The following is a 22806-nucleotide window of genomic DNA, read 5'->3' as shown; positions in this document are numbered from 1 at the left end:
GCGGGTATTTAGTTGCGGCTCCAGGCAGCATCCATCGCCAATTTTCCGTGTTCCAGCAACGCCGCTGCCCGCGGCCCGAGCGTGGAGGTCCGTGGCCAGATCGCCACCACCGAGGTGGGACTGTTCGGTGGCGTAAGTTGCCTAATGGCCACGGGCAGTCCGTCCAGGGTGTGCGGTGGATTGTTGGGCCGAGCATAGAGCAGCCCGTAGCCCAACCCACGACCAATCATGGCGTTGACCAGCACTACCTGTGGCAGCGAATAGGCAATAGTGGGATTCAGCTCGGCCTCGGCAAAAAGTCTGCGGGTGTTTTCGGTACTGGGTTCGGATTCATAGTTCACCAATGGTTCGCTCTCCAGTTCGGCCAGCGTAATCGAGTCTTGGGCAGCAAGCGGGTGCTCGGGGTGCAACACCACCTCGAGCTTCGTCTGATAGAGCGTGTGTTTGGTGAAACCACTGGGCAGCAAAAGATCGTAGACCAGGGCGAAGTCCAGTTCCCCACTATCAAGGGCCGGAAGCAGATCATCGTGAGTGCCAACACTCACGCTGACATCAATCCCCGGCTGGACGGCGCGAAAGCCTTCGAGAATCGAGGGCACCACGTGGCTGGCGAAGGACGCGAAGCAGCCCATCGACACCGGACCTCGCAACGAACCATCTGAGCGGGGAAAGGAATCTCCCAGCTCGTCGGCGTCGGCCACGATGCGTGCCGCCTTGGCAGCGAAGTACTGTCCCGCCGGGGTCATCCGTACTCCGTGCGCTTTGCGGCGCACACATAGCTGTTCTCCGGCGATCCTTTCGACGGAGGTTATCGCTTGGGACAGTGCGGATTCGGAGATGTTTAGTTCCGCGGCCGCTGACCCAAGGGTTGAATGCCGTGGGAGTTCGGCCAGCAGTTCAAGTTGGCGCAGGGAGAATCGTGCCATTCTTCAGTCCAATCAAAAATGTTGTACACCTATTTGAAGTTTACTCAATCTATGTGGTCTGTGACACTGGTTAGTGATCTGGCTAACGTGAGCAGGTCCTTACAGTCCGAGCAGTCCGCTCAAAGAGGAGCACCATGAGCATTGCCCAGAGCCAGACACCAGCCCAGCGAGCCAACTCGCGCCGGGTGGCGTTTGCCACGATCATCGGCACCACCATTGAGTGGTACGACTTCTTCATTTACGCCACCGCCGCTGGCCTGATCTTCGCCGAGCTGTTCTTTAAGCCCGCCGGCGCACAGATTGGTCTCTTGCTGGCCTTCGCTTCAGTGGGTATTTCCTTCCTCTTCCGGCCTCTTGGCGCATTCCTGGCCGGGCATTACGGGGACAAGATTGGCCGCCGTGCCATGCTGGTGATCACGCTGATCATGATGGGTGCGGCAACCACGCTCATTGGAGTCTTGCCCACCTACGCCACGGCCGGGGTCATCGCCCCGATCATGCTGCTGCTGTTGCGCATCTTGCAGGGAATCTCCGCTGGCGGCGAATGGGGCGGCGCGGTCCTTATGGCGGTTGAGCATGCTCCGAAGGACCGTCGCGGACGTGCTGGCGCCTTCCCGCAGCTCGGAGTCCCGCTGGGCATGCTTTTGGCTTCGGGTGTAATGGCACTGATGACGGGAGTCATCTCCCCCGGCGAAGAGTTCATGGCCTGGGGCTGGCGCGTACCGTTCCTGCTGAGCATCGTGCTGATCGCCGTCGGCTACATGGTGCGTCGCGCCGTGGAAGAATCGCCGATCTTCGAGGAAATCGCCGCCAAGAAGCAGCAGACCAAGGTCCCGATCGTTGAGCTCTTCCGCAAGCACTGGCTACTGGTCATCATTGCTGCTTTGGTATTCGCCGGTAATAATGCCGCGGGCTACATGACCACCGGCGGCTTCCTGCAGGCCTACACCACCAACCCGGAGGGTCCCATCGGGTTCGAGCGGACCGACGTCCTGGTGGCCGTGGTCTTTGCCGCAACTATGTGGTTCTTATTCACCCTGCTCTCGGGCTACCTGGCCGATAAAATTGGTCGCAAGCGCACCTACCAGATCGGTTTTACTTCGCAGGCGTTGGTGGTCTTCCCACTGTTCTGGTTGGTTAATACCGCTTCACTGCCCATGTTGTATCTGGCCTTCGCGCTCTTCGCCGTCGGTCTAGGCTTGGCCTACGGCCCGCAGGCGGCCCTGTATTCCGAGCTGTTCCCGGCTTCGGTCCGTTTCTCCGGCGTCTCGATTTCCTACGCTCTTGGTGCGATCATCGGCGGAGCGTTTGCCCCGATGATCGCCACAGCACTGGTCCAAGCCACCGGAACCACCACCGCGGTATCCGTCTATCTGTTGTTCATGACGCTCATCTCTTTGACCGCGGTCTCCTTGCTGCGTGACCGCGCGGGAATTGATCTCTCGATCAGTAACCAGGCCGAGCAGGAGGTCGGGGCAACTATCTTCGACAAGCGTCGAGTTGCCCCCGCGGTTCAGTCAACCTCGGTCAAGTAGCAAAACACTACCCTGAGCCCCGAACCATTCGGGTCTCAGGGTATTAACGACGTAGGGTCGGTCTTCCTCACGGAACACCGACCCTACGTCGTTAAATTGATTTTCCTACTCGGCCGGGAAGACCACGCCCTCGCCCACGACCCGTAGCCTGAGCTCCATTCCGGGACGTGCCATAGCGGCATTCCAATGGCGGATGGTAATAATTTCCCCACCACCGGCAATTGAGGGAACCGGGGCTAGCCTGATACGAACGGTGGTTTCTGGACCAAAGAATACGGTGTCAACAACGGTTCCCTTGATGTTCCCATCGGCCACGATGCGGATCTGCTCGGGACGCAGCATCAATCGCACGGCCCCCTGAATCATGGCGTGACGCACCGGAATGCCGCCGAGCGAACAGGTGGCTAGTGAGCCTTGGAGCTGAGCGTCAAGCATGACGGCGTCCCCCAAGAATTCCGCGGTGTCCAGGTCTGCCGGCCGAGTGTAGACGGCGAAGGGCGTTCCAGTCTGGGCCAGGGTTCCACCACGCATGACGGCGACTTGGTCAGCAAAGGACAGTGCCTCGCCCTGATCGTGGGTGACCAGGATCGTGGTAATTTCCGCTGCGTGCAGGACATCTGCCACCGCCTTGCGTGTAGCCACGCGCAGCCCGGCATCCAACGCAGAAAACGGCTCATCCAGCAACATCAATTTTGGCTTCCTAGCCAGGGCTCGAGCCAGAGCTACGCGCTGTTGCTGCCCACCGGAAATCTCATGCGGACGACGCTCTCCCATGTCCGATTCAAGGGAAACCATGTCCAATAATTCGGCCACACGGCGGGCATTGGCCTTTCGGCCAGCGATTTTCCAGGCCGGCCCCAGACCGAAGGCAACGTTTTGAGCAACACTGAGGTGTGGGAATAGCGCCCCGTCTTGAGCGACGTAACCGATTTCCCGTTTGTGTGCCGGAATCCAAGCATCTCCGGCCACCATGCGGTTATTTAGCTCGATGGTCCCGGAATCGGGATTTTCGAATCCAGCGATCAAGCGCAGCAATGTCGTTTTGCCCGAACCCGAGGGACCGACGATAGCGGTGGTTCCACCCTCGCTCAGGGCGAGGTCAACACCTTTAAGGACGTCCTTGGAACCGAAGCTCTTGACCAGATTGCTGGTGCGCAGGAATTTAACGGAGGGCATGAGTCCGTGAATCTTGTGGGCCTTCGGTACGGGGATGGTCACTGTCCGGCCGCTTTCTTTGACTGCTGGAAGAGCAAGTAGGTCATGGGGATGGAAATCAGGATCATCAACAAGGCGTAGGGAGCTGCCCCCGCATAATCGATTTCGCTACTCTTAGCCCAAAAAGCTGTGGCCAAGGTGCGGGTGCCGTTGGGAGCCAACAGTAAGGTCGCCGTCAGTTCATTAACTACGGCCAAGAACACAAGCGCCGCCCCACCCGCCGCAGCGGGGGCGGTCAGTCGCAGAGTGACGCGGAAGAAGGCCCGTGCGGGCGACTTTCCCAGTGAGCGAGCGGCTTCCTCAAGTTCGATGGGCGCTTGGGACAACCCGGCCCGCAAATTCACCAGCGCACGTGGGAGGAAGAGTAGAACGTAGGCCGCAAGCAGTACGTAGGAGCTTTGGTAGATTCCGGGGACCAGACGGATCGCCACGGTAACAAAGGCCAGACCCACGACGATGCCCGGCATCGAACTGGTGACGTAGTTGGAGAGCTCCAGGAGCCTGCTGAACCAGTTGGGGTGACGCACAGCAATGAAGGCCATGGGGAAGGCCACCACACAAGTCACCAAGGCACCCCCCAAGCCGTAACCCAGGCTTTGGAAGAGTGCCGGGAAGAACTCGTCCGGTTCCCAGATCTCTGCTCCCCCGGCAATGGTCCACCGCGCTACGGAATACAGAGGAACCCCTACCGACAAAACAATGAGAGCCAACAAGGCCAGCTGAGCCGGCAATTGATACCAGCTCAGGCGCAGTCGGGTTGCAAGTCCCTGTGCCCCAAACCCGACTCGGGAATACCGTGCGTTGCCGCGAACTTTGGCCTCAGCGAGTAGCAACACCATGCACATCAATACCAGCACGCTGGCCAGCATGTTGCCGGCGGCACCGCTGAAGGCCGATTGGAACTGCACCATGATGGCCGTAGTGAAGGTGTCGAACCGGATCATCGCAAAGGCGCCATATTCCGATAGCAAGTGCAAGGCCACGAGCAACGAGCCTCCAGCCATGGCGATGCGCAGCTGCGGAAGAATCACGCGGAAGAATACGGTCCATGGTCCGAGCCCGAGCGAGGCTGCTGATTGTTCAATGGCCGGATCTAAGCGTCCGAGCGTGGCTGCAACAGGGATGTATACCAGCGGGAAATAAGACAGCGTGGCGATGAGGGTTCCGGCGCCTAAACCTGCAAGCGAAGGAACGGCGGAGGCCCATCCATAGCTATTAACAAACGCCGGGATCGCCAGCGGCGCAGCAAGCGCTAGCGCCCACCAACGGTGTCCTCTCAAGTTCGTGCGCTCGACCAACCATGCCCCACCGACTCCCAACACGAGGCACATCGGCACGGTAACCAGTATCAGCAAAACAGTGTTCAGCAACAGCTCACCAACACGCGGGCGGATGACAAGTTCTACGACAGTGTCCCATCCTGTCACGACCGTCATATAGACCACGTAGCCCAGTGGGATAAGAGAGAACAGAGCGATCAGGGTCGCTAGAAGTGCCAGCGTCGAAACGCCCAATGGCGGGCGGGGCATTTTTCCCCCGCCCGCCATACTCGGTTCCTTTAAAGCGTTAGGAACCAACTTGGTCTTGCTCATATTGGTTACAGAAGTCCTGCCGTGTTCATCAGCTCGGTGACCTTAGCCGAATTCAGCTTGGCGGCATCAACCGTCGGTGCTTGAAGTTCCTTCAGTGGTACCAACTTCTCGTTGGAGGCCACCTTGGAACCAACCGGGTATTCAAAAGAAGTTCCCGTTTTCAGGATTTCCTGGCCGGCCTTGCCGGTCACGAACTTCAGGAATTCTTGAGCCTGTTCGGCGTGCTTCGAAGAGCTAAGTACACCTCCGCCGGAAACCGAAACGAAGGCTCCAGGGTCCTGGTTCTTGAAGTAGTACGGGGTGACGTTCTTCGAGTTTTCCCCGGTCTGGGCCTGGTCGCCATAGTAGTAGTAGTGGTAGATCAGAGCGGCATCAATTTCGCCGGCGTTCACTGCTTTCATGGCAGTGGAGTTGCCCTTGTACGCGGTGAAGTTTTCCTTCATCCCGGCGAGCCACTCGGTCGTGGCAGCTTCACCCTTGAGCTCCAGCAATGCAGCAACAATGGCCTGGAAGTCAGCTCCGGTCGGGGAGGCCGCCCATTTGCCCTTCCACTCTGGCTTTGCCAGATCCAGCATGGACTTCGGCAGCTGGTCCGCGCTGATCTTCTTTGAGTCATAAACAAAGACGGTCGACCGGGCAGCGATACCCGTCCACTTGCCGGTGGAGGGGCGGAAATCGGCCGGAACCTGAGCGATGGTTGCCTTGTCCACATCCGCGAAGAGACCTGCATTCTCAACCTGCGCCATTGCGGGAGAATTTTCGGTCAAGAAGACGTCCGCCGGTGAGGCGGCACCTTCTTGGATGATCTGGTTGGACATTTCGGTGTCCGAGCCATTGCGGATGGTGACCTTGATGCCGGTTTCAGCGGTGAAGGCGTCGACCCACTCCTGGGCCAGGCTTTCATGCTGGGCGTTGTACACGGTGATCCCAGCATCGTCCGACGCGTCCGAGGTTGGAGCGCCGGACGAGCATGCAGTCAAGCCGAGGGTGGCCGTGGCAACGATGGCCAGGCCAGCCAGCATATTTTTGCGAATTGTCATGAGTGTGGGGACTCTCTTTGGAGTGAAACATTCGGTTGGCCCGGGAGGTTTTGGGTGGGCCACCAACATAGCTTAGGTATGACTTACATAATTCACCAAACAAAACGCGTGCCAATACAAAACAATGCATCTTCAGTTTTTCATTATTAGCACACAAGGCCACTAGAACCCCTACAATGCACTGCATTCAAGATCTCCCGGCTGAGCAGATCCCCCCTTATGAAAGCCTGTTCTTCAAGGGGACACCTCGGTCATTCACAAAAAACTAGGCATCGCGGTGGCCGGATACGCATGCCTATAGACCACCAATGAATTCGGCGTCATAAATTGCCGCAAAACCGCATTTACATATTGACCATGAAAAGAACAAAGCCCGCGGCGCCGATTGGCGCCGCGGGCTTTGTGCATTACGTGTACTGAGAAGACTCACTCAATCTCAGGCGACCAAGTGTTCCGCACGCTTAGTGGAGGCGGAACTCAGAAACCATAGGGCAGTCGAACGGGTCGCGGGCGGAGAGCCCTACCTTGTTCAAGTAGGTGATGACCTGGCCGTAGGACTGGGTCACCGAGGTGACCGTGTAAGGGACCTTCAACTCCAAGCAGTATTCACGCACGATCTCTGCGACACCTGCGAGGTTGGCGCGCGGCATCGAGGGGAAGAGGTGGTGCTCGACCTGGTAATTCAGACCACCGAAGACGTGTGAGAGTACGCGGTTGCCGAAGCGCGTGCGACCCATGACGTTTCGGCTGGTCAGGACCTGGCGCGAGAAGAAGTCGATGCGCGAGTCCTTGGGGATCATCGGCATGCCCTTGTGGTTCGGTGCGAACGAGGCGCCCATGTACACGCCGAAGACGGCAAGCTGAACACCAATGAAGGCCGAGGCGATACCCACGGGCAAGAAGATGTAAATCGCAGCCACATAGAGGGTCAGGCGCACCATGATGGAAATGATCTCACGGCGACGATCTTTAACCCGGTCACCGGTGAACAGGTAAATCATCGAACGCATATGCAGGTTGAAACCCTCGAGGGTCAACAATGGGAAGAATAGGTAACCCTGACGCTCAGTGATCCACTTGAGGAATCCCTTTTGCTTCTGAGCATCCTCGGTTTGGAATGAAATGGTGTCCCATTCAATGTCCGGATCCTTACCTACCGTATTGGGCATGGCATGGTGTTTGTTGTGCTTGTTCATCCACCATTGGTAGCTGATGCCAACCACGAAATTGGCCAAGAATCGGCCGAACCTGTCGTTGGCCGGCCCCGACGTCAGAATTTGACGGTGGGCTGCCTCATGGGCCAGAAACGCGAACTGGGTCAGGATAATGCCGATTGCCGCTGCAATCAGCAACTGGAACCAGCTGTGCCCCAACAACACAAATCCGGTGACTGCACCGCCCAGCAGTGCTACCAAAACGCTGATGAGTCCGATGTAGTGGCCCTTACGGCGACCCAGCAGACCCGCGTCACGGACACGGATTTTCAGATGACGATAGTTGTTTGCCCCGGCGGAACCACGCGATACGCGTTGCTCAGAAGTCGAGGCGGACAAAGTGGAACTCATACTGCTCAAGGGTGGCTCCCGCGTAGCGAGTAGGGCGACAATTTCAGTCGAAAGAACTGAAAGTCTCGGTTCCTATGTATCAGAGCTTACGTGCAATGCATGTGTATCGCCTGATCGTTGCGAAATGCCACCATTTAGTGGATTCAGATCCACGTATGAATTTTTCACTCACCGTCCGAAAAGATGGTCATTTCCGCATGATGACGGTGCAATTTCATCGAGCGTCAAACCAAAGACATATAGCCAAGATAGCATGTGTTACCTGCGTCACGTCAACAGATTGTTAAGTTGAAGGTGCCGATCCCCCAGCTCGGAAAGTTATCGGATCGGCACCAATTACTGCGTACCGTTGCCCCTATTTCCGGCCGATGCGCAGCACCTCAAGGCGTTGACGGTACTCGGTTTCGTCGATTTCTCCGCGTGCGTAGCGCTCGCGCAGTACGCCTTCGGCGCTCATGGGATCGCCCTGCATCCGGTGACGCCAGAACATGCGGCGACTGAAGAAGATGAAAAAGCCGATGAGCAGGATCCAAAGGAACGGGAACAGGACAAACCAGCCCGGTCCGTTGCCATTTCCCCAAGCGTGGGCAGGCAGCGCCGTGAGGACCGGAATAATTGCAGTAGTCATGGTGGGTAACTCCTTATGGAGCAGATCGTGGATTACAAGGCGTTTGCCTCTTATTTCCACTATCCGTCGAGGTTACCCGGTGGCGCATCGGCCCGTGGGAGACACCTGCGAAGGCCTTCGGTACTCCAGCAGGAGCAGCCGATCCTGTCTCCGGAATTAGTTCCCGTGCTTCCCAGCCGCCGTATCACCGGGCTGCACGCCGGGTGTGATGAGCCCGCTCTCGTAAGCAATCACCACCAGCCCGGTCCTGTCACGCACCCCCATTTTTCCAATAATGCGTGAAACATGAGTTTTTGCTGTCAGCGGCGTGATGAACAGCTGCTCGGCGATCTCGGCGTTGGTTTTGCCCGCTCCAATTAGCAAGAGCACCTCGCGCTCGCGCTCGGTCAGGACGTCAAAGGCTGCCGCATGCGTGGGCATCCGCGCCGGTTTGGTCGCAGCGACCTGAGCGAGCAACTTCCGAGTCACCGAGGGAGATAACAAAGAATCCCCCGCGACAACGATGCGCACGGCAGCAATCAGCTCCTCCGGCTCGGTGTCTTTAACCAGAAAGCCCGAAGCTCCGGCGCGGATGGAATCAAGGATGTAGTCCTCTAGCTCAAAGGTGGTGAGCATAATGACTCGCGTATGTTCAAGACCCGGCTCAGCCGTAATGGCCGCGGCCGCTGTAATCCCATCGCCCTGCGGCATGCGAATATCCAGCAGTACAACATCCGGCTTTAGTGCTCGGGCCTGGGCTAATCCCTGCAGCCCGTTGGATGCTTGGCCAAGAACCACCATGTCCTCTTCGGCACTCAGTAATGCGGAAAATCCCGCCCTGATGAGTGACTGGTCATCAACGATGAGAATGCCGATCATGTTTTTCCTTGGCCTTGGGTCGAAAGCTGGCGTGGTTTCAGGCATGCGGTACCTCGGTGGCGGGAAGCCATACCGACACGAGTGTGCCCGGGGTTTCTGCCGCCGCTGGCCGCGCGTTTGTGATGACCAATGATCCTCCTCTGGCCGCCAAACGTTCGCGCATGCCACCGATCCCGTTGCCCTCTCGTCCCGGCCCCATGCCTATTCCGTCATCGGAGACCCGAATGCTCGCTTGCCCCTCATCGATGTCGACATTCACCTCCACATGGTTGGCGTGGGCATGGCGTACAACATTGGTGAGGGACTCCTGAACCACCCGATAGAGGATGTTCTCCACGCGTTCATCCACCCAGTCCGGGGGTGGCAGGATGGGCGGTGTGTAGGTGATCAAAAAATTTGCTCCACGCACTCTGGTAATGAGATCTTCGAGCTGTTCGAGGCGTTGACTGGGAACGCGGGGTGCGTCCTGACGCAACACGGCAAGAACCTCCCGCACTTCGGCCAGAGCCTCTTTGGATCCGATCTTGATGTTTTCCAAGGCTTCGCGCATGCCGGCTGCGTCCGCATCTTTCCTATCTAGGTGCAACGCGACGGAGGCCTGGACGTGAATCATCGAGAGCGAATGTGCCACAACATCATGAATGTCGCGGGCCAAGACCAAGCGTTCCTCGTCGCGCTGGTGCGCGGCTCTTTCCCGGGCGGCCCGACGGAATTCCTCGCCCCTGATCCTAAAACTCCGGGCCAGCTCCCCCACTAACAAGATGACAACCAACCACACCAGGACAAAGACGAACCGTCGGCCCTCACCCTGCTGCAACGTCACGCTCCACCCCGCCAGTGCCGCCGCGGCTGCACTGCCCCAGGCCCACCACCGGTCACCTGCCACAACGGAGACGATCAGCCCGATGGCAAGACACAAGGCGAAGGGTCCCCAAGGGAAGCCAGCGGCGATGTAGCCGAAGCTCACCAGCGCGATTCCGGCAACCATGGGTCCAGGAGCGCGGCGTCGTAGGAGCAACAGTGCTGGCCCCGCCAGCAGAAGAAGCACGGCGAACCACGTCAGTGGCTCGCCGAAGCGTAGTGCCGCAAAATACGTTCCGACAAGCTGAATGATCGCCACGACGACCGGCAGGATGGCCAGCGGAGGGCGGCGTCGGTTGATCATGAGACGAGACTACTCGCTGAACTCCTCTTGGATCATCCGGCCGCGGTGGTAGTCCCGTCTACCTCGCTGGAAGTACGTCGCCTCGCGTCTGACTGCAGAGTCGCTGTCCTCGCTTCGTCAAGGAGCAGATCCGTTCCCGCACAGCTCAGGACCCACGGCTGTGCGGCTGTGTTGAGGGCGCAGTCTTCGGGACGCACCGCATCGATCCCGAAATCCTCGTTCTGCGGGTCCTGAACGAACACGAACCGTGAGTGGGGAACCCACACAGACAAAAGAGACCCATCGTATCCACTGCGCTCAATCAGCACGCGCTGCCCGTCTGCCGCGATGATCGGTTCTAGTGGATTCACGAAGGCCGACAGAAAAACCACGAGGCAGGCCACTGCCCGTACCGAGCAGCAAGGCCAATCCGATCAGACTTGCCAGAAGCGTGAGGGTTAGGTCCAACACCCAATGGCGAAGATTTAGTCGCCAGATATACGGACCAAGTAACAACAGCACTAGTGCTCCCGTAGCAAGTCCGCCGAGCACGAAGGACAGCACACTGATGTGGCCTTCATGAAACCCAGCATAAAAGAGAAGTTGGTTGCCGGCCGCATCGTGAAACGACCCACTCAACAGCCATCCGAAGATCGCATAGCAACTAGCAGCGAAGACCAGTAGTCCGCAGCCCCAGCGCACACGCACCGAGAAGGGTCGCCGAAGAATCGGAGCGTTTAACGTGCTCTTGCGGGCCAGCTTATTGGGGCAAACCTGTCGCGCGCTGAGAAACCACAACGGCCCGGGTATTCCTCCCCCTTTACAGAGAAACGAACGCCCGAGCCGTTGTTGTTTGCCGTGCTGTACCTAGATTCCGGCCGCGCGTTCGGCTGACTCGACCACGTTGGCCAAGAGCATGGCACGAGTCATCGGACCCACACCACCGGGGTTCGGAGAAATCCAGGAGGCGACCTCGTAGGCTGCCGGCTCCACGTCTCCGGTCACAACGGCCTTGCCGTTTTCGTCATTGACACGTGAGACACCGACGTCCAATACGATCGCGCCGGGCTTCAGGTCCTTGGCCTTGATCATGTGCGGCTGTCCTGCAGCTGCGATGACCACGTCTGCCTGCGCCAGGTGGCTGGCCAAATCGGCGGTGCCCGTGTGGGCCAGGGTAACTGTCGCATTAACGTCGCGACGGGTCAGCAGCAGGCCGATCGGGCGTCCGATGGTCACGCCGCGGCCGACGACCAAGACGTTCTTGCCGTCCAGGTCGATGTCGTGGCGGGCCAGCAGCTCCACGCACCCCTTGGGGGTGCAGGGCAGCGGGGAGGTCATCGGGCGGTTCACGTTGGCCACCAGACGACCGAGGTTCATCGGGTGCAGTCCATCCGCATCCTTCGCCGGGTCCATGGCCTCGAGGATGACGTCCTGGTCAATGTGCTTGGGCAGCGGCAGCTGGACGATGTAGCCGGTGCATTCCGGGTTCTCGTTCAGTTCGCGGACCTTAGCCAGCAGGATCTCCTGCGTGGTGTCCTCGGGGAGGTCTACACGGATCGACTTGATGCCAACCTCGGCGCAGTCCTTGTGCTTGCCGCCGACGTACCAGGTCGATCCGGGGTCCGAGCCAACCAAAATGGTTCCCAATCCCGGGGTGACACCGCGCGCGGCAAGGACTGCCACACGCTCGGTCAGTTCGGCCTTGATGGCCTTTGCGGTTGCCTTGCCGTCAAGAATCTGTGCGGTCATAAAGTGTTACTCCGTTTCAAGAAATGCGCTCGTGCACATCATCGTGCCGGGTGGTGCATGGGTGGCTGGGTGCCGTTTACCAGTTTTCGAGGCCCTCGTAGAGCGGGAAGCTGGTAGCAAGTGCCTTCACGCGCGTCGAGAGCGCTGCCGTGTCCGCGCTCAAGCCGTCACGCAGGGCGACGCCAATGATGTCGGCAACCTCGGTAAAGGCAGCCGCGTCGAAACCGCGCGTGGCCAGTGCCGGGGTACCGATGCGCAGACCGGAGGTGGTCATCGGTGGGCGGGGATCAAACGGCACCGAGTTGCGGTTAACCGTGATGCCAATTTCGTGCAGCAGGTCTTCGGCCTGCTTGCCATCAAGCTCCGAGTTACGCAGGTCAACCAGGACCAGGTGTACATCGGTGCCGCCGGTGAGTACCGAAACTCCCGCTTCGGTGACATCCGAAGCGGTCAGTCGCTCGGCCAGAAGCTTCGCACCCTCAAGGGTGCGCTGCTGGCGTTCCTTGAACTCCTCGCCCGCGGCAATCTTGAAGGCCACTGCCTTACCGGCGATCGCGTGCATCAGCGGTCCACCCTGGTGTCCGGGGAAGACGTTGGAGTTGATCTTCTTGGCAAGATCGGCATTATTGGTCAGGATCAAACCCGAGCGCGGGCCGGCCAGAGTCTTGTGCACCGTGGAGGTGACAACATCGGCAAACGGCACGGGGTTCGGGTGCAGACCGGCGGCAACCAAGCCAGCGAAGTGAGCCATGTCCACCCACAACAGCGCACCAACTTCGTCGGCGATGGAGCGGAAGGCTGCGAAGTCGAGCTGACGCGGGTAGGCGGACCAGCCGGCGATGATGACCTGCGGCTTTTCGGCGATGGCCTGGGCACGGAGCTTGTCCATGTCCACGCGGAAGGTTTCCGGGTCCACCTCGTACGCCGCGACGGCGTAGAGCTTGCCGGAGAAGTTCAGCTTCATGCCGTGGGTCAGGTGGCCACCGTGAGCCAGCGACAAACCAAGGATCTTATCCCCGGGCTGGATCATGGCCGAGAGTGCTGCGGCGTTGGCACTGGCGCCGGAATGTGGCTGGACGTTGGCGAACTTGGCGCCGAACAAAGTCTTGACGCGCTCGATGGCAAGGTTCTCGGCCACATCCACGTGTTCGCAACCGCCGTAGTAACGGCGGCCCGGGTAACCCTCGGCGTATTTATTGGTCAACACCGAACCCTGAGCCTCGAGGACGGCGCGCGGGGCGAAGTTCTCCGAGGCGATCATTTCAAGGGTGTCGCGCTGACGGCCCAGTTCAAGGGTGAGGACTGCGGCGATTTCCGGGTCGAGCTCGGCCAGGGATTGATTGGTCACGGAATTGTTGCTCATCGTGTTGAACTCCAGTGGGTGAGTGTTGTTCTTCGGGCGGGGATTTAGCGTGCACTTCAATTAATCCCTAGACCCAGGCGCGCGGTCCGTGGTGTGTTCCTGTGTCGCTCCCCGGTGGTTCACCCCACCCAACGCCAGTTGCGACACGTCACCAATCTTAGACGGAATAGGCGCGCGGGCCAGACTGTTACAGGAGATGACCGTTGCATTTTCAGTCACAATAATCGTCCAAGGAGCACCAGCATCCATGCCGTCCCCCGGTGAGCAGCTATCCACGATCGTGATCGGTGCCGGGCAGGCTGGACTCTCCGCCGCCCATCATCTTCGACGCAAGGGTTTGGTGCCGTTCCAGGATTTTGTGGTGCTAGATGCCAACGATGGACCCGGTGGCGCCTGGCGCCACCGCTGGGATTCGTTAACCTTCGATCGAGCCCACGGCCTCCATTCGCTGCCCGGCATGGACCTGACTCCCCCGGATCCAACCGAGCCGGCCTCCGCTGTAGTGACTCGCTACTACGGGGACTACGAATCCGCGTTCGCGCTACCGGTCATCCGCCCGTTTAAGGTCAAGACCGTCACCGGATCTTTAGCCAACGGATTCACCGTGACGTCCACGCAGGGCCGAGTCCTGAATGCTGCGAGCATCATCAACGCCACCGGCACCTGGGATAAGCCTTATTGGCCCTATTACCCCGGGGCACGCGATTTCGCGGGGACCCAATTACACACCCGCGACTTCGTGGCGCCCGAGCAGTTCCCGGATAAGCGGGTATTGGTGGTCGGCGGCGGAACCAGCGCCGCACAGTTCCTCCTGCAGCTCGCTTCGTTAGGCATCGATACTCTGTGGTCCACCCGTCGCCCGCCGCTGTGGCGCGAAGCACCACAAAACAAGGCCTGGGGCATCGAGGTAGAAGCCAATGTCAATTCACGTACCCACTCGGGTTTGGTGCCCACCTCGGTGGTCTCGGTGACGGGGTTGCCGCTCACCGACTTTTATCAGGACGGCATCGACTCCGGCGTCTTGGTTTCTCGCGGTGGCATTAAATCTCTTGCCGACCATGCCGTCACCTTCACCGACGGCACCACCGAGAATATTGATGTCATCTTGTGGGCTACCGGCTTCCGGGCATCGTTAGACCATCTGGCGCCGCTGGGCCTGCGCGAAGCCGGAGGCGGAATTTTCATGGCCGAAGATTCGGTTTCCGTGAGCAAGGTCCCTGGATTATTTATGGTGGGGTACGGGGCCTCGGCCTCCACCATCGGGGCGACCAGGGCCGGACGTGCTGCGGCAGCGGCCGCGGGGAAACTGCTGACCCGTCTCCCGGAAGGCGCTGGCGTCCACGGCTAATGAGCGCAGGTAATACGCCATGGTTTCGGCGGCCGTGGTTTGGGCATGTAGCGTAATCACCGTGAGCACCAACGAATTTATTGTGTCCCTGTCTTGCCCCGACCGACCGGGCATTGTCCATGCCGTTTCCGGCGCGTTGTTAAGCGTGGGTTGCAACATCACCGAATCGCAACAATTCGAGAGCCCCGAGACGCATAACTTCTTTATGCGCATCGCCGTGGCCACCGATCGTGACATTGAATCGGTGCGCGAAGCATTGGGCCCGGTCCGCGAGCAATTTGGCATGGATCTGAAGCTCACCGCCGCGGGGGCTCTGCTGCGCACCTTAATCATGGTGTCCAAGGAAGCTCACGCCCTGAATGACCTGCTCTTCTCCCAGCGTGCGGGGACCCTACCGGTGCACGTTCCGATCATCGTCTCCAACCACTTGGATCTCAAACCGTTGGCAGATTTTCATGGCATCGAGTTTGTGCACATCCCCGTCACCGCCGCAACGAAGGTTCAGGCCGAGGCGAAACTGCTGGAACTGGTTGCTGAGCACAATATTGAGCTGGTGGTTTTGGCCCGCTACATGCAGATCCTCTCCGATGATCTCTGCCGGGCACTGAACGGCCGCGCCATCAACATCCACCACTCGTTCTTGCCCTCTTTCAAGGGAGCCAAGCCCTACCACCAGGCCCACGCCCGCGGCGTGAAGCTGATTGGAGCGACGGCCCACTACGTGACGGCGGACCTCGATGAGGGCCCGATCATTGATCAGGAAGTGATCCGAGTGAGCCATGCTCGCACGGCCGAACAATTTGTGGCCATGGGCCGGGACGTTGAGGGACGCACGCTCACGCGGGCCGTGGGATGGCATGCCGAACGCCGGGTCATGCTCGACGGGCACCGCACCGTGGTGTTCTCCTAAGTCAGCTCAGCCAGCACGACGGCTGTATCAGCGTTCGGTGACCCATTGCTCGTGCTCATCAAGATGATGGCGTTTGCTGATCCCGGAAGCGCTCCCGGCCTCATCAATTTGTGCCATGCGCTCCATCAGATCCCCCGCCACCGTCCAGGTTTCCAGCGTTGAGGGCGGATTAACACCCGCGGCTCGAGCCATCTTGTTGCGCCACTTATTGCTGAAGGCCATCATCTGTTCCCCGCTGATGTCCCTGTCCCAGAGCCAGCGAGCCAAATCCTTGGCCTTGAGCATCCTGTTGGCCTCGGCCTTGGCACCATGGCGGAAGGGATCGATGGCGGGTTTCGCCGCAACCTCTACCGTTTCGGCATCGTCAATAGCACTCGTCGCGGATGGTGCAGCTGGCACCGAGAGCCCAAGTTCTTCGGTTTCCAGCTCAGGCAGGCCGATCGCCACAATCGGGGCTCCGTTATTGACGGCGTTCACCGCGTGATTAATGATCCCGTTCAGCTGAGTCCGTAGCTGCGGATTAATGGTGGGAGCGTTACGCTCCAGCGTGGCGCGGAGCTCCGCTACCATCTGCTCGTAAACCTCGACCTTGTGCTGCGGCCACATCTTTCCAGCTGCTCCTGAATTCTTGGCGTCCGGACATCGTCGCCGTTCTTTGTCTCACCTGCATCGCGCGGGCGACAGCCACAACGCCGTGCTGAGTCTGGTGCATCCTCGGCCCGGTGCCGGTCTCTGGCTACGATCATATCCTCGGCTCGGCACCAGCACGGGCGCTGTCTGCACGGCTCCACCGCGGGAGAGCAAAACCGCGGCTGGCCTCCCGGTGCCGCGCGTCCATTTTCGGTGCTGAGCACAGGCTAGAGTGGTGTTATGGCTCACATCATCACCATTGATTCGAAAACTCCGATCGTTGACCCCACGGCTTTTGTGGCACCGACAGCAACGCTGTCCGGGGACGTGTCACTGGGCGCAAACGCTAGTGCCTTTTATGGCGTTTCGGCCCGCGGAGACTCGGACACCATCACCGTGATGGCAGGCACCAATCTCCAGGACAACGTGGTGCTGCATGCCGATACCGGGTACCCCTGCACCATCGGCGAGCGCGTCTCGGTGGGTCACTCGGCAGTGGTCCATGGTGCCACCGTGGGTCATGACTGCCTCGTGGGAATGAGCGCAACCATCATGAACGGGGCCGTCATTGGGGAGAACTCCCTGGTGGCCGCCGGCGCCTTGGTGCTTGAGGGCACCATCGTCCCGCCGCGTTCGCTGGTGGCAGGAGTCCCCGCAAAGGTCCGCCGTGAGTTGAGCGATGAGGAGGTTGAGAACCTGAAGGAAAACGCCGCCCACTACTTGGTGTTGGCGGCAAAACACCGCGAGGCAAACGCCACGCTCTAAATTCACCCGCCCACTGCATAGGGAGCACACACGCGATGGAAATCAACATCCAGGCACCACCCACCGCCCACCCGGGAGCCCCCTCACCGATCAAGGCCACGGGCCGCTCACTGAATTGGGGCATCGTCTCTACCGGAAGCATCGTCGGCAAGGTTGTTGCCGATCTGCAGTCGCTGGAAGACGCGAATGTGATTGCTGTTTCCTCACGCTCCGAGAAGCGTGCCCGCGCGTTCGCTGATGAACACGACATTGAATGGGCCTACGGCTCCTACGAAGCGATGTTTGCCGAGCCGGAGATCGAGGCCGTTTACATCGGCACCCCGCATGCGCAGCATTTTGAGATCGCCATGGCTGCACTGCGGGCCGGCAAGCATGTGGTCTGCGAAAAGTCGTTGACCATCAATGCCGCCGAGGCCCGGGCATTGGCTCTTGAGGCCCACGAACGTGACCTCTTCCTGATGGAAGCCGTCTGGTCGCGCTTCACCCCGGTGTTCGCTCGAGCCTTGGACATTCTGGATTCCGGCGAGCTCGGCGAACCGACATGGGTCCAGGCCGATCTGGGATTCACCGCCGAGTACGATCCACAGTGGCGTATCTGGGATCGAGACGCCGGTGGCGGAGCCCTGCTGGACTTGGCTGTTTACCCCATGACCTGGGCGATCGCAGCCTTCGGCTTCCCGACCTCGGTGCAAGCCCTCGGTGAGGTCAACGATGACGGGGTGGATGTCCAGACCGCCGTCACGTTGGGTTACCCGGAGGGACGCCATGCGCAGCTGATGGTTTCGCTCAATAGCACCTCCACGCGGGAAGCCCGGGTGGCCTGTACCAATGGCTGGTTGGGTACCAACGCGCCGCTGCACAATCCCACCAAGCTCTTCATCCACCCGGCCGATGGCCCGGCCCGGACCGAAGTCTTTGAAGCCGTGGGCGCGAACTACACGTTCGAGTTCCGCGAGGCGACACGGTGTATCCAACAGGATCTCAACGAGTCTCCCACCATGCCGTGGGAACACTCGGTGAATACCATCGCCGTCTTTGACGGGATCCGCCATCAGTTGGGGATCCGTTACCCCAACGATGTACTCGTGGGCTAGTAACTTACACAACGGGTGGTGGTGCCGGAATTTTCTGGCACCACCACTTTTGTTTGACAGATCAAGAGAAGAAGGACGTGACGTCGTGCTGGCACGGGACCTCATTCCCGAGGAGTTCCATTCCCTGCGGATGCTTCGACTCTTCCTGCCCGTTGTTAACGAACCGGGGGCGGCAATACGCTGGTCTGCCCTGTTGCCGGTGGGGGTCGAGCTCACCGCCTCAACCAACTTTTATGAACTCTGGGCGCTCTACAGCGCCGATCATCCCGGCGCCGTGACGCCGAGTCCCGCCTTGGGCTCCTTGGATCCACTCACCGCGCACAGCCTGCGCGAGCTCCTGACAACTCAGCTGGGCCCGGACCAGCTGTTGCCCACGCGCAGCTGGGCCGGATATTCGCGCTCATCTGCTCCGGGGATGAGAACCAGCATGGTCAACGGCCAGGAATATGCGCACGAGACACTGACGATCCACGAGATCATCGAGCGTGGGATCAAGGGTAACGTGCCCGATTTTGTCGCCGATCCGGGGATGGCCTTTGCCTGGGGCACGTGCCTGTATCCCGATTCGCTGTTCATCGCCGCGGCCCCGGAGCTATTTCGTGCGCTGCATCAGGATCCGTTCCTTGATGTTGCTTCGGTGCTCGCCCACCGCGATATTCTCCCGCAGACCTTCGAGGGCTAAGCGCAGCGACGGTCAATCCGGTACCGCTTAGCGGGCGACTGGCTGAGCAGCCTCGGTCTCCCGCGCGGCATTCTTGGCGCTACTGCGGCGCCAGATCGCGGCAATGATGGCGCCGGAGAGGTTGTGCCAGACCGAGAACACGGCGCCGGGCAATGCCGCCTCCGGGCTGAAGTACGTCCTGGCTAGGCCGGCGGCCAACCCCGAATTCTGCATGCCAACCTCGATGGCCATGGTGCGGCGGGTGGCGATGGGCTGCTTGAAGAGCTTGGCGGTGCCGTACCCCAGAGCCATGCCTCCGGCGTTGTGCATGATGACAGCCAACAGGATCAGCGCCCCGGCGCTGAAGATGGCCGCGGCACTGCCGGCGACCACGATCAGGACCACCGCGGTGATCGCCAGAACCGATACCCACGGAAGGGCAGGTAAAACGAGGGTGGCGAAACGGGGCAATACCAGACGCAGTACGAGCCCGAGCGCCACGGGGATCAGCACGATCTGGACGATGGACATGGCCATCGAGCCGGCATCAACCGGCAGGTACTGCCCGGCCAGCCACAGCGTCAGCAGTGGGGTGAAGATCGGTGCCACCAGCGTGGAGATCGAGGTCATCGTCACCGAGAGCGCAACATCGCCCTTGGCCAGGTAGGTCACGACGTTGGATGCGGTACCACCGGGGGCGCAACCCACCAGAATGACACCCGCAGCCAGAGCCGGCGGAAGCTGAAGCAACATCGAAATACCCAGCCCCAGCAGCGGCATGATCACGTACTGCGCCACAACGCCCAGCAGTACCGGAAGCGGCTTGCGCACCACCAGCGCAAAGTCCGGCAGGGTCAGCGTGAGTCCCATCCCGAACATGATGATCATGAGCAGCGGATTCACCGCCTTGGAGAATCCGCTGAAGGTCTCCGGAGTGAGCAAAGCCAGTGCCCCGCCGGCCAGAACCAGCAGCGGGAATACCGTCACGGCTATTTTTGCGCTGCGTTCTTCGGCATCCAGGACCGGCTTGTGCTGTACGTTTCGATGGGTAGACATGCAATGATCATGACAAAATGATCAACACTTTTCCAATCGTGACCACAATCTGATCATGGGCTACCGTTCATCGCGCGATCACTACCGTCTAGCGCAGTTGCAGCACGATTCGTTGGGATTTTTATCGCGCATCCCACGCTTTTAGGCAGCGACCCGTTCCAAAGTAGCGCTACGGGCCGCGGTTAGACCTAGCTCGAGATCAGCGATCAGGTCCTCCACCTGCTCGATGCCCACCGAAAGCCGCACTAAGTTCCGTGGCACCGCCAGCTCGGTGCCGATGACCGAGGCGTGCGTCATCTCCGCCGAATAGCACACCAGCGATTCGACCCCGCCAAGGGAGACCGAGAGGGCAAAGAGTTCGGTGGATTCGGCGAAGGCCCGGGCTGCGGCCTCACCGCCAACAAATTGCAGTGAGACGATTCCACCAAAGCCGGAGGATTGAGCCTTGGCCAGCTCGTGCCCCGGGTGGGTGGGCAGTCCTGGATAGAGCACTTTTTCCAGTTCGGCACGCCCGTCCAACCACGTCGCGATCCTCGCGGCGTTGGAGCAGTGACGTTCCATTCGCAGCCCCAGGGTCTTCAGGCCGCGGGCGGCCAAAAAACAATCCTGCGGCCCGGCCACGGCGCCCCCGGCAAATTGCTGGAGGCCCACCGCCGCTGCCAAGGTCTCGCCACGGAACGTTGCATCGGAAACTATCACCGCACCGCCCAACACATCCGAGTGCCCGCCAATGTACTTGGTGGTCGAATGCACCACCACGTCCGCGCCCAGTCTCAGCGGCCGCTGCAGGAAGGGTGTGGAGAAGGTGTTATCCACTACCAACAGGGCGCCAGCAGCGTGGGCGATGGCTGCCCACGCTGCAACATCGGCAATCCCCAGCAGCGGGTTGGACGGGGTTTCGACCCAAAGCAGCGCGGTTTTCCCCGGCTGCACTGCGGCGGCAACTGCCGCGGTATCGGTGATATCCACCGGGGTATTGGTGATCCCCCATTTTCCGTGCAGTCGATTGATCAGCCGGTTGGTTCCGCCATAACCGTCGGCACCAAGCACGATGTGGTCCCCCGGGGCCAGCACCGCACGCAGTAGCGCGTCCTCCGCGGCGATGCCCGAGGCGAAGGCGAATCCGGCGTGCCCCGCCTCCAAGGTGGTGAGCTGAGTTTCGAAGCCGTTGCGCGTGGGGTTTGAACCGCGGGAGTATTCGTGTCCGTTGCGCAGCACGTTGATGCCGTCCTGGACAAAGGTGCTGGTCTGATAGATCGGCGGGATCACCGCGCCGGTTAATGGATCCGGTGCCTGTCCCGCGTGGATGGCCTGGGTATTAAAGCCGTGCTGCCGTTCGCTCATTGTGGTTCTTCCTTTCGTGGTGGGGCGGTTGTTTAGGCGTTGCTGGTTTCCAGCAGATCTGCCGCTGGCTGGGCCGGCGTGGTGCTGAGCGCGTCCAGCGAGCCAATGAGGTCCTGCAGCAGATCCGCCGAATCCTCCAGCCCCACCGAGATACGCAGCGTGCCGGGGCCAATACCTGCCGCCCGAAGCTGGGCGTCGGAGAGTCGGCAGTGCGTCATGGCCGCGGGGTGAACCACCAGCGAGCGGGCGTCCCCGATGTTTGCCGCCAGCGCGAAGAGCCGCAGCGAATCAACGAAAACCGGTACGTTCCCCGGATCCACCAGGTCAAAGGAGAACACGCAGCCGGTTCCGCGTGGGAAGTCGCGCTGGGCCAACGCATGGTCCCGGTGGGTGGGGATGGAGGGGTGATGCACGCGGGCCACCGCCGGATGCCCGGCCAGGCCCCGGCACAGTTCCAGCACGTTCGCCTGCGCCTTGGCCACGCGCAGCGACAGCGTCTCGATGCCGGTGAGAATTCCGGCGGCGGCGGGGGCCGAGAGTGTGGGCCCCAGATCGTGCAGGAATTTGGAGCGCACCAACATCAGGTATGCCTTGGAGCCATAACGCTCCAATAGTGAATCCCCGTAGTAGCGGGCCTTGGGCGCGGCGATCTGCGGCCACCGGGCGGCATCGGAGAAGTCAAAGGTGCCAGCATCGATGATCAAACCGCCCAGCACCGAGCCGTGACCGGACAGCGCCTTGGTGGCCGAATGCACCACCACATCGGCCCCGAAGTCGATGGGCCGGTAGGCAGCGGGGGTGGCCAGGGTGTTATCCACGACGACCGGGATTCCGGCGGCGTGCGCCACCTCGGTAATGGCCCGCAGGTCCACCAGCGTGATCAGCGGGTTGGAGACCGACTCGAGCAGAAAACCCCGGGTCTTCTCCGTGATCGCGGCGGCCCAGGCATCCGGGTCCTCCGGGTTGATAAACGTGACGGTGACCCCGAAGTCGGCGAAGGTGTCGGTGAGTAGATCAACGGTGCCACCGTAAAGCTTATTAGAGGCCACCAGATGGCCCGGGCCCTGCAGCAACGCCAGCAGCGCGAGGGACACCGCCGATTGTCCGGTGGCCGTGGCGATGGCACCGATCCCACCCTCGAGGGCCGCCGCACGTTCCTCCAAGACGGCCACCGTGGGGTTACCGGTGCGGGAGTAGGTGAAGCCCGGCTGCCTGAGTGAGAAAAGCTGCGCGGCGGTGGCGTAGTCGGGGAATTGATAGGCGGCGGAGGAGTAGATGGGCACGGTCATGGGGCGGTGCGGGGCAGCGGGTGTGTAGCCTGCGTGAATTTCGGTGGTGGAGCTGTTCCATTGCCTGGAGGCCATGATCGTGCCTTTCGGGCCG

General features: G+C 60.5%; 20 protein-coding genes and 1 riboswitch. Of the genes, 6 read left to right on the top strand and 14 right to left on the bottom strand.

Going from position 1 to position 22806, the window contains the following annotated elements; genetic code table 11:
* Positions 1–8: 8 nt before the first annotated feature.
* On the bottom strand, positions 9–926 hold the full coding sequence (locus HED64_RS11745; RefSeq protein WP_168152193.1) for a LysR family transcriptional regulator: 918 nt from the start codon (positions 924–926) through the stop codon (positions 9–11).
* Positions 927–1060: 134 nt separating this feature from the next.
* Between HED64_RS11745 and HED64_RS11740 the strand changes: the two genes are divergently transcribed.
* Positions 1061–2461: an MFS transporter gene (locus HED64_RS11740; RefSeq protein WP_168152192.1), complete on the top strand. Its 1401-nt coding sequence runs from the start codon at positions 1061–1063 to the stop codon at positions 2459–2461.
* Between the two features lie 105 nt (positions 2462–2566).
* Here the strand turns inward: HED64_RS11740 and HED64_RS11735 are convergent, their stop codons facing one another.
* From HED64_RS11735 to glyA, 9 genes are all read right to left on the bottom strand, one after another.
* Entirely contained in the window at positions 2567–3637 is a 1071-nt protein-coding gene (locus HED64_RS11735; RefSeq protein ID WP_168152336.1) for an ABC transporter ATP-binding protein, read from the bottom strand.
* Between the two features lie 38 nt (positions 3638–3675).
* Entirely contained in the window at positions 3676–5223 is a 1548-nt protein-coding gene (locus HED64_RS11730; RefSeq protein ID WP_210149628.1) for an ABC transporter permease, read from the bottom strand.
* A gap of 50 nt (positions 5224–5273) precedes the next feature.
* Positions 5274–6308 carry an iron ABC transporter substrate-binding protein gene (locus tag HED64_RS11725; protein WP_168152191.1) on the bottom strand — a complete coding sequence of 345 codons (1035 nt, stop codon included), beginning with the start codon at positions 6306–6308 and terminating at the stop codon, positions 5274–5276.
* A gap of 461 nt (positions 6309–6769) precedes the next feature.
* Positions 6770–7873 carry a fatty acid desaturase family protein gene (locus tag HED64_RS11720; RefSeq protein WP_370630980.1) on the bottom strand — a complete coding sequence of 368 codons (1104 nt, stop codon included), beginning with the start codon at positions 7871–7873 and terminating at the stop codon, positions 6770–6772.
* 355 nt (positions 7874–8228) lie between these two features.
* Positions 8229–8501: an SHOCT domain-containing protein gene (locus HED64_RS11715; protein WP_168152189.1), complete on the bottom strand. Its 273-nt coding sequence runs from the start codon at positions 8499–8501 to the stop codon at positions 8229–8231.
* Positions 8502–8657: 156 nt separating this feature from the next.
* Positions 8658–9359, bottom strand: coding sequence for a response regulator (locus HED64_RS11710; protein ID WP_168152188.1), 702 nt, complete (start codon positions 9357–9359; stop codon positions 8658–8660).
* 37 nt (positions 9360–9396) lie between these two features.
* Complete coding sequence (locus HED64_RS11705) at positions 9397–10524, bottom strand: sensor histidine kinase (protein WP_168152187.1); 1128 nt, start codon at positions 10522–10524, stop codon at positions 9397–9399.
* Positions 10525–11370: 846 nt separating this feature from the next.
* Positions 11371–12252 carry a bifunctional methylenetetrahydrofolate dehydrogenase/methenyltetrahydrofolate cyclohydrolase gene (locus HED64_RS11700; RefSeq protein WP_168152186.1) on the bottom strand — a complete coding sequence of 294 codons (882 nt, stop codon included), beginning with the start codon at positions 12250–12252 and terminating at the stop codon, positions 11371–11373.
* A gap of 76 nt (positions 12253–12328) precedes the next feature.
* Complete coding sequence (glyA, locus tag HED64_RS11695) at positions 12329–13615, bottom strand: serine hydroxymethyltransferase (protein ID WP_168152185.1); 1287 nt, start codon at positions 13613–13615, stop codon at positions 12329–12331.
* A 64-nt stretch (positions 13616–13679) separates the two neighbouring features.
* Positions 13680–13767, bottom strand: a riboswitch (ZMP/ZTP riboswitch).
* A 95-nt stretch (positions 13768–13862) separates the two neighbouring features.
* Here glyA and HED64_RS11690 point away from each other — a divergent pair.
* On the top strand, positions 13863–14963 hold the full coding sequence (locus HED64_RS11690; RefSeq protein ID WP_168152184.1) for a flavin-containing monooxygenase: 1101 nt from the start codon (positions 13863–13865) through the stop codon (positions 14961–14963).
* A gap of 61 nt (positions 14964–15024) precedes the next feature.
* Positions 15025–15873: a formyltetrahydrofolate deformylase gene (gene purU / locus HED64_RS11685; RefSeq protein ID WP_370630945.1), complete on the top strand. Its 849-nt coding sequence runs from the start codon at positions 15025–15027 to the stop codon at positions 15871–15873.
* Between the two features lie 27 nt (positions 15874–15900).
* Here the strand turns inward: purU and HED64_RS11680 are convergent, their stop codons facing one another.
* The gene (locus HED64_RS11680) at positions 15901–16479 is read right to left on the bottom strand and encodes a hypothetical protein (RefSeq protein ID WP_168152182.1); all 579 of its coding nucleotides are present in this window, start codon (positions 16477–16479) and stop codon (positions 15901–15903) included.
* A gap of 264 nt (positions 16480–16743) precedes the next feature.
* Between HED64_RS11680 and HED64_RS11675 the strand changes: the two genes are divergently transcribed.
* The 3 genes from HED64_RS11675 to HED64_RS11665 all read left to right on the top strand — a co-directional run bounded on the left by HED64_RS11675 (position 16744) and on the right by HED64_RS11665 (position 19044).
* A complete protein-coding gene (locus tag HED64_RS11675) occupies positions 16744–17268 on the top strand; it encodes a gamma carbonic anhydrase family protein (RefSeq protein WP_132362105.1) in 525 nt (174 codons plus the stop codon).
* A 35-nt stretch (positions 17269–17303) separates the two neighbouring features.
* Positions 17304–18362: a Gfo/Idh/MocA family protein gene (locus HED64_RS11670; protein WP_168152181.1), complete on the top strand. Its 1059-nt coding sequence runs from the start codon at positions 17304–17306 to the stop codon at positions 18360–18362.
* Between the two features lie 85 nt (positions 18363–18447).
* Positions 18448–19044, top strand: a complete 597-nt coding sequence (locus HED64_RS11665; protein WP_168152180.1) for a hypothetical protein — start codon at positions 18448–18450, stop codon at positions 19042–19044.
* A gap of 27 nt (positions 19045–19071) precedes the next feature.
* Here HED64_RS11665 and HED64_RS11660 read toward each other — a convergent pair whose 3' ends face one another.
* From HED64_RS11660 to HED64_RS11650, 3 genes are all read right to left on the bottom strand, one after another.
* Positions 19072–20079: a bile acid:sodium symporter family protein gene (locus HED64_RS11660; RefSeq protein WP_168152179.1), complete on the bottom strand. Its 1008-nt coding sequence runs from the start codon at positions 20077–20079 to the stop codon at positions 19072–19074.
* A 141-nt stretch (positions 20080–20220) separates the two neighbouring features.
* The gene (locus HED64_RS11655; protein ID WP_168152178.1) at positions 20221–21423 is read right to left on the bottom strand and encodes a cystathionine gamma-synthase; all 1203 of its coding nucleotides are present in this window, start codon (positions 21421–21423) and stop codon (positions 20221–20223) included.
* A gap of 32 nt (positions 21424–21455) precedes the next feature.
* Entirely contained in the window at positions 21456–22787 is a 1332-nt protein-coding gene (locus tag HED64_RS11650) for an O-acetylhomoserine aminocarboxypropyltransferase/cysteine synthase family protein (RefSeq protein WP_168152177.1), read from the bottom strand.
* Positions 22788–22806 lie beyond the last annotated feature (19 nt).

Origin of the sequence: Paeniglutamicibacter terrestris (genome assembly GCF_012271785.1) — a bacterium.
GTDB classification, from domain to species: domain Bacteria; phylum Actinomycetota; class Actinomycetes; order Actinomycetales; family Micrococcaceae; genus Paeniglutamicibacter; species Paeniglutamicibacter terrestris.
The sequence above is the reverse complement of the archived record's forward strand: the minus strand, read 5'-3'. Positions and strand labels throughout refer to the sequence as shown.

Coding starts and splice junctions, on each gene's coding strand:
- HED64_RS11745 (WP_168152193.1), bottom strand. CDS start 926: ATGGCACGATTCTCCCTGCGCCAACTTGAACTGCTGGCCGAACTCCCA.
- HED64_RS11740 (WP_168152192.1), top strand. CDS start 1,061: ATGAGCATTGCCCAGAGCCAGACACCAGCCCAGCGAGCCAACTCGCGC.
- HED64_RS11735 (WP_168152336.1), bottom strand. CDS start 3,637: ATGCCCTCCGTTAAATTCCTGCGCACCAGCAATCTGGTCAAGAGCTTC.
- HED64_RS11730 (WP_210149628.1), bottom strand. CDS start 5,223: ATGGCGGGCGGGGGAAAAATGCCCCGCCCGCCATTGGGCGTTTCGACG.
- HED64_RS11725 (WP_168152191.1), bottom strand. CDS start 6,308: ATGACAATTCGCAAAAATATGCTGGCTGGCCTGGCCATCGTTGCCACG.
- HED64_RS11720 (WP_370630980.1), bottom strand. CDS start 7,873: ATGAGTTCCACTTTGTCCGCCTCGACTTCTGAGCAACGCGTATCGCGT.
- HED64_RS11715 (WP_168152189.1), bottom strand. CDS start 8,501: ATGACTACTGCAATTATTCCGGTCCTCACGGCGCTGCCTGCCCACGCT.
- HED64_RS11710 (WP_168152188.1), bottom strand. CDS start 9,359: ATGATCGGCATTCTCATCGTTGATGACCAGTCACTCATCAGGGCGGGA.
- HED64_RS11705 (WP_168152187.1), bottom strand. CDS start 10,524: ATGATCAACCGACGCCGCCCTCCGCTGGCCATCCTGCCGGTCGTCGTG.
- HED64_RS11700 (WP_168152186.1), bottom strand. CDS start 12,252: ATGACCGCACAGATTCTTGACGGCAAGGCAACCGCAAAGGCCATCAAG.
- glyA (WP_168152185.1), bottom strand. CDS start 13,615: ATGAGCAACAATTCCGTGACCAATCAATCCCTGGCCGAGCTCGACCCG.
- HED64_RS11690 (WP_168152184.1), top strand. CDS start 13,863: ATGCCGTCCCCCGGTGAGCAGCTATCCACGATCGTGATCGGTGCCGGG.
- HED64_RS11680 (WP_168152182.1), bottom strand. CDS start 16,479: ATGTGGCCGCAGCACAAGGTCGAGGTTTACGAGCAGATGGTAGCGGAG.
- HED64_RS11675 (WP_132362105.1), top strand. CDS start 16,744: ATGGCTCACATCATCACCATTGATTCGAAAACTCCGATCGTTGACCCC.
- HED64_RS11670 (WP_168152181.1), top strand. CDS start 17,304: ATGGAAATCAACATCCAGGCACCACCCACCGCCCACCCGGGAGCCCCC.
- HED64_RS11660 (WP_168152179.1), bottom strand. CDS start 20,079: ATGTCTACCCATCGAAACGTACAGCACAAGCCGGTCCTGGATGCCGAA.
- HED64_RS11655 (WP_168152178.1), bottom strand. CDS start 21,423: ATGAGCGAACGGCAGCACGGCTTTAATACCCAGGCCATCCACGCGGGA.
- HED64_RS11650 (WP_168152177.1), bottom strand. CDS start 22,787: ATGGCCTCCAGGCAATGGAACAGCTCCACCACCGAAATTCACGCAGGC.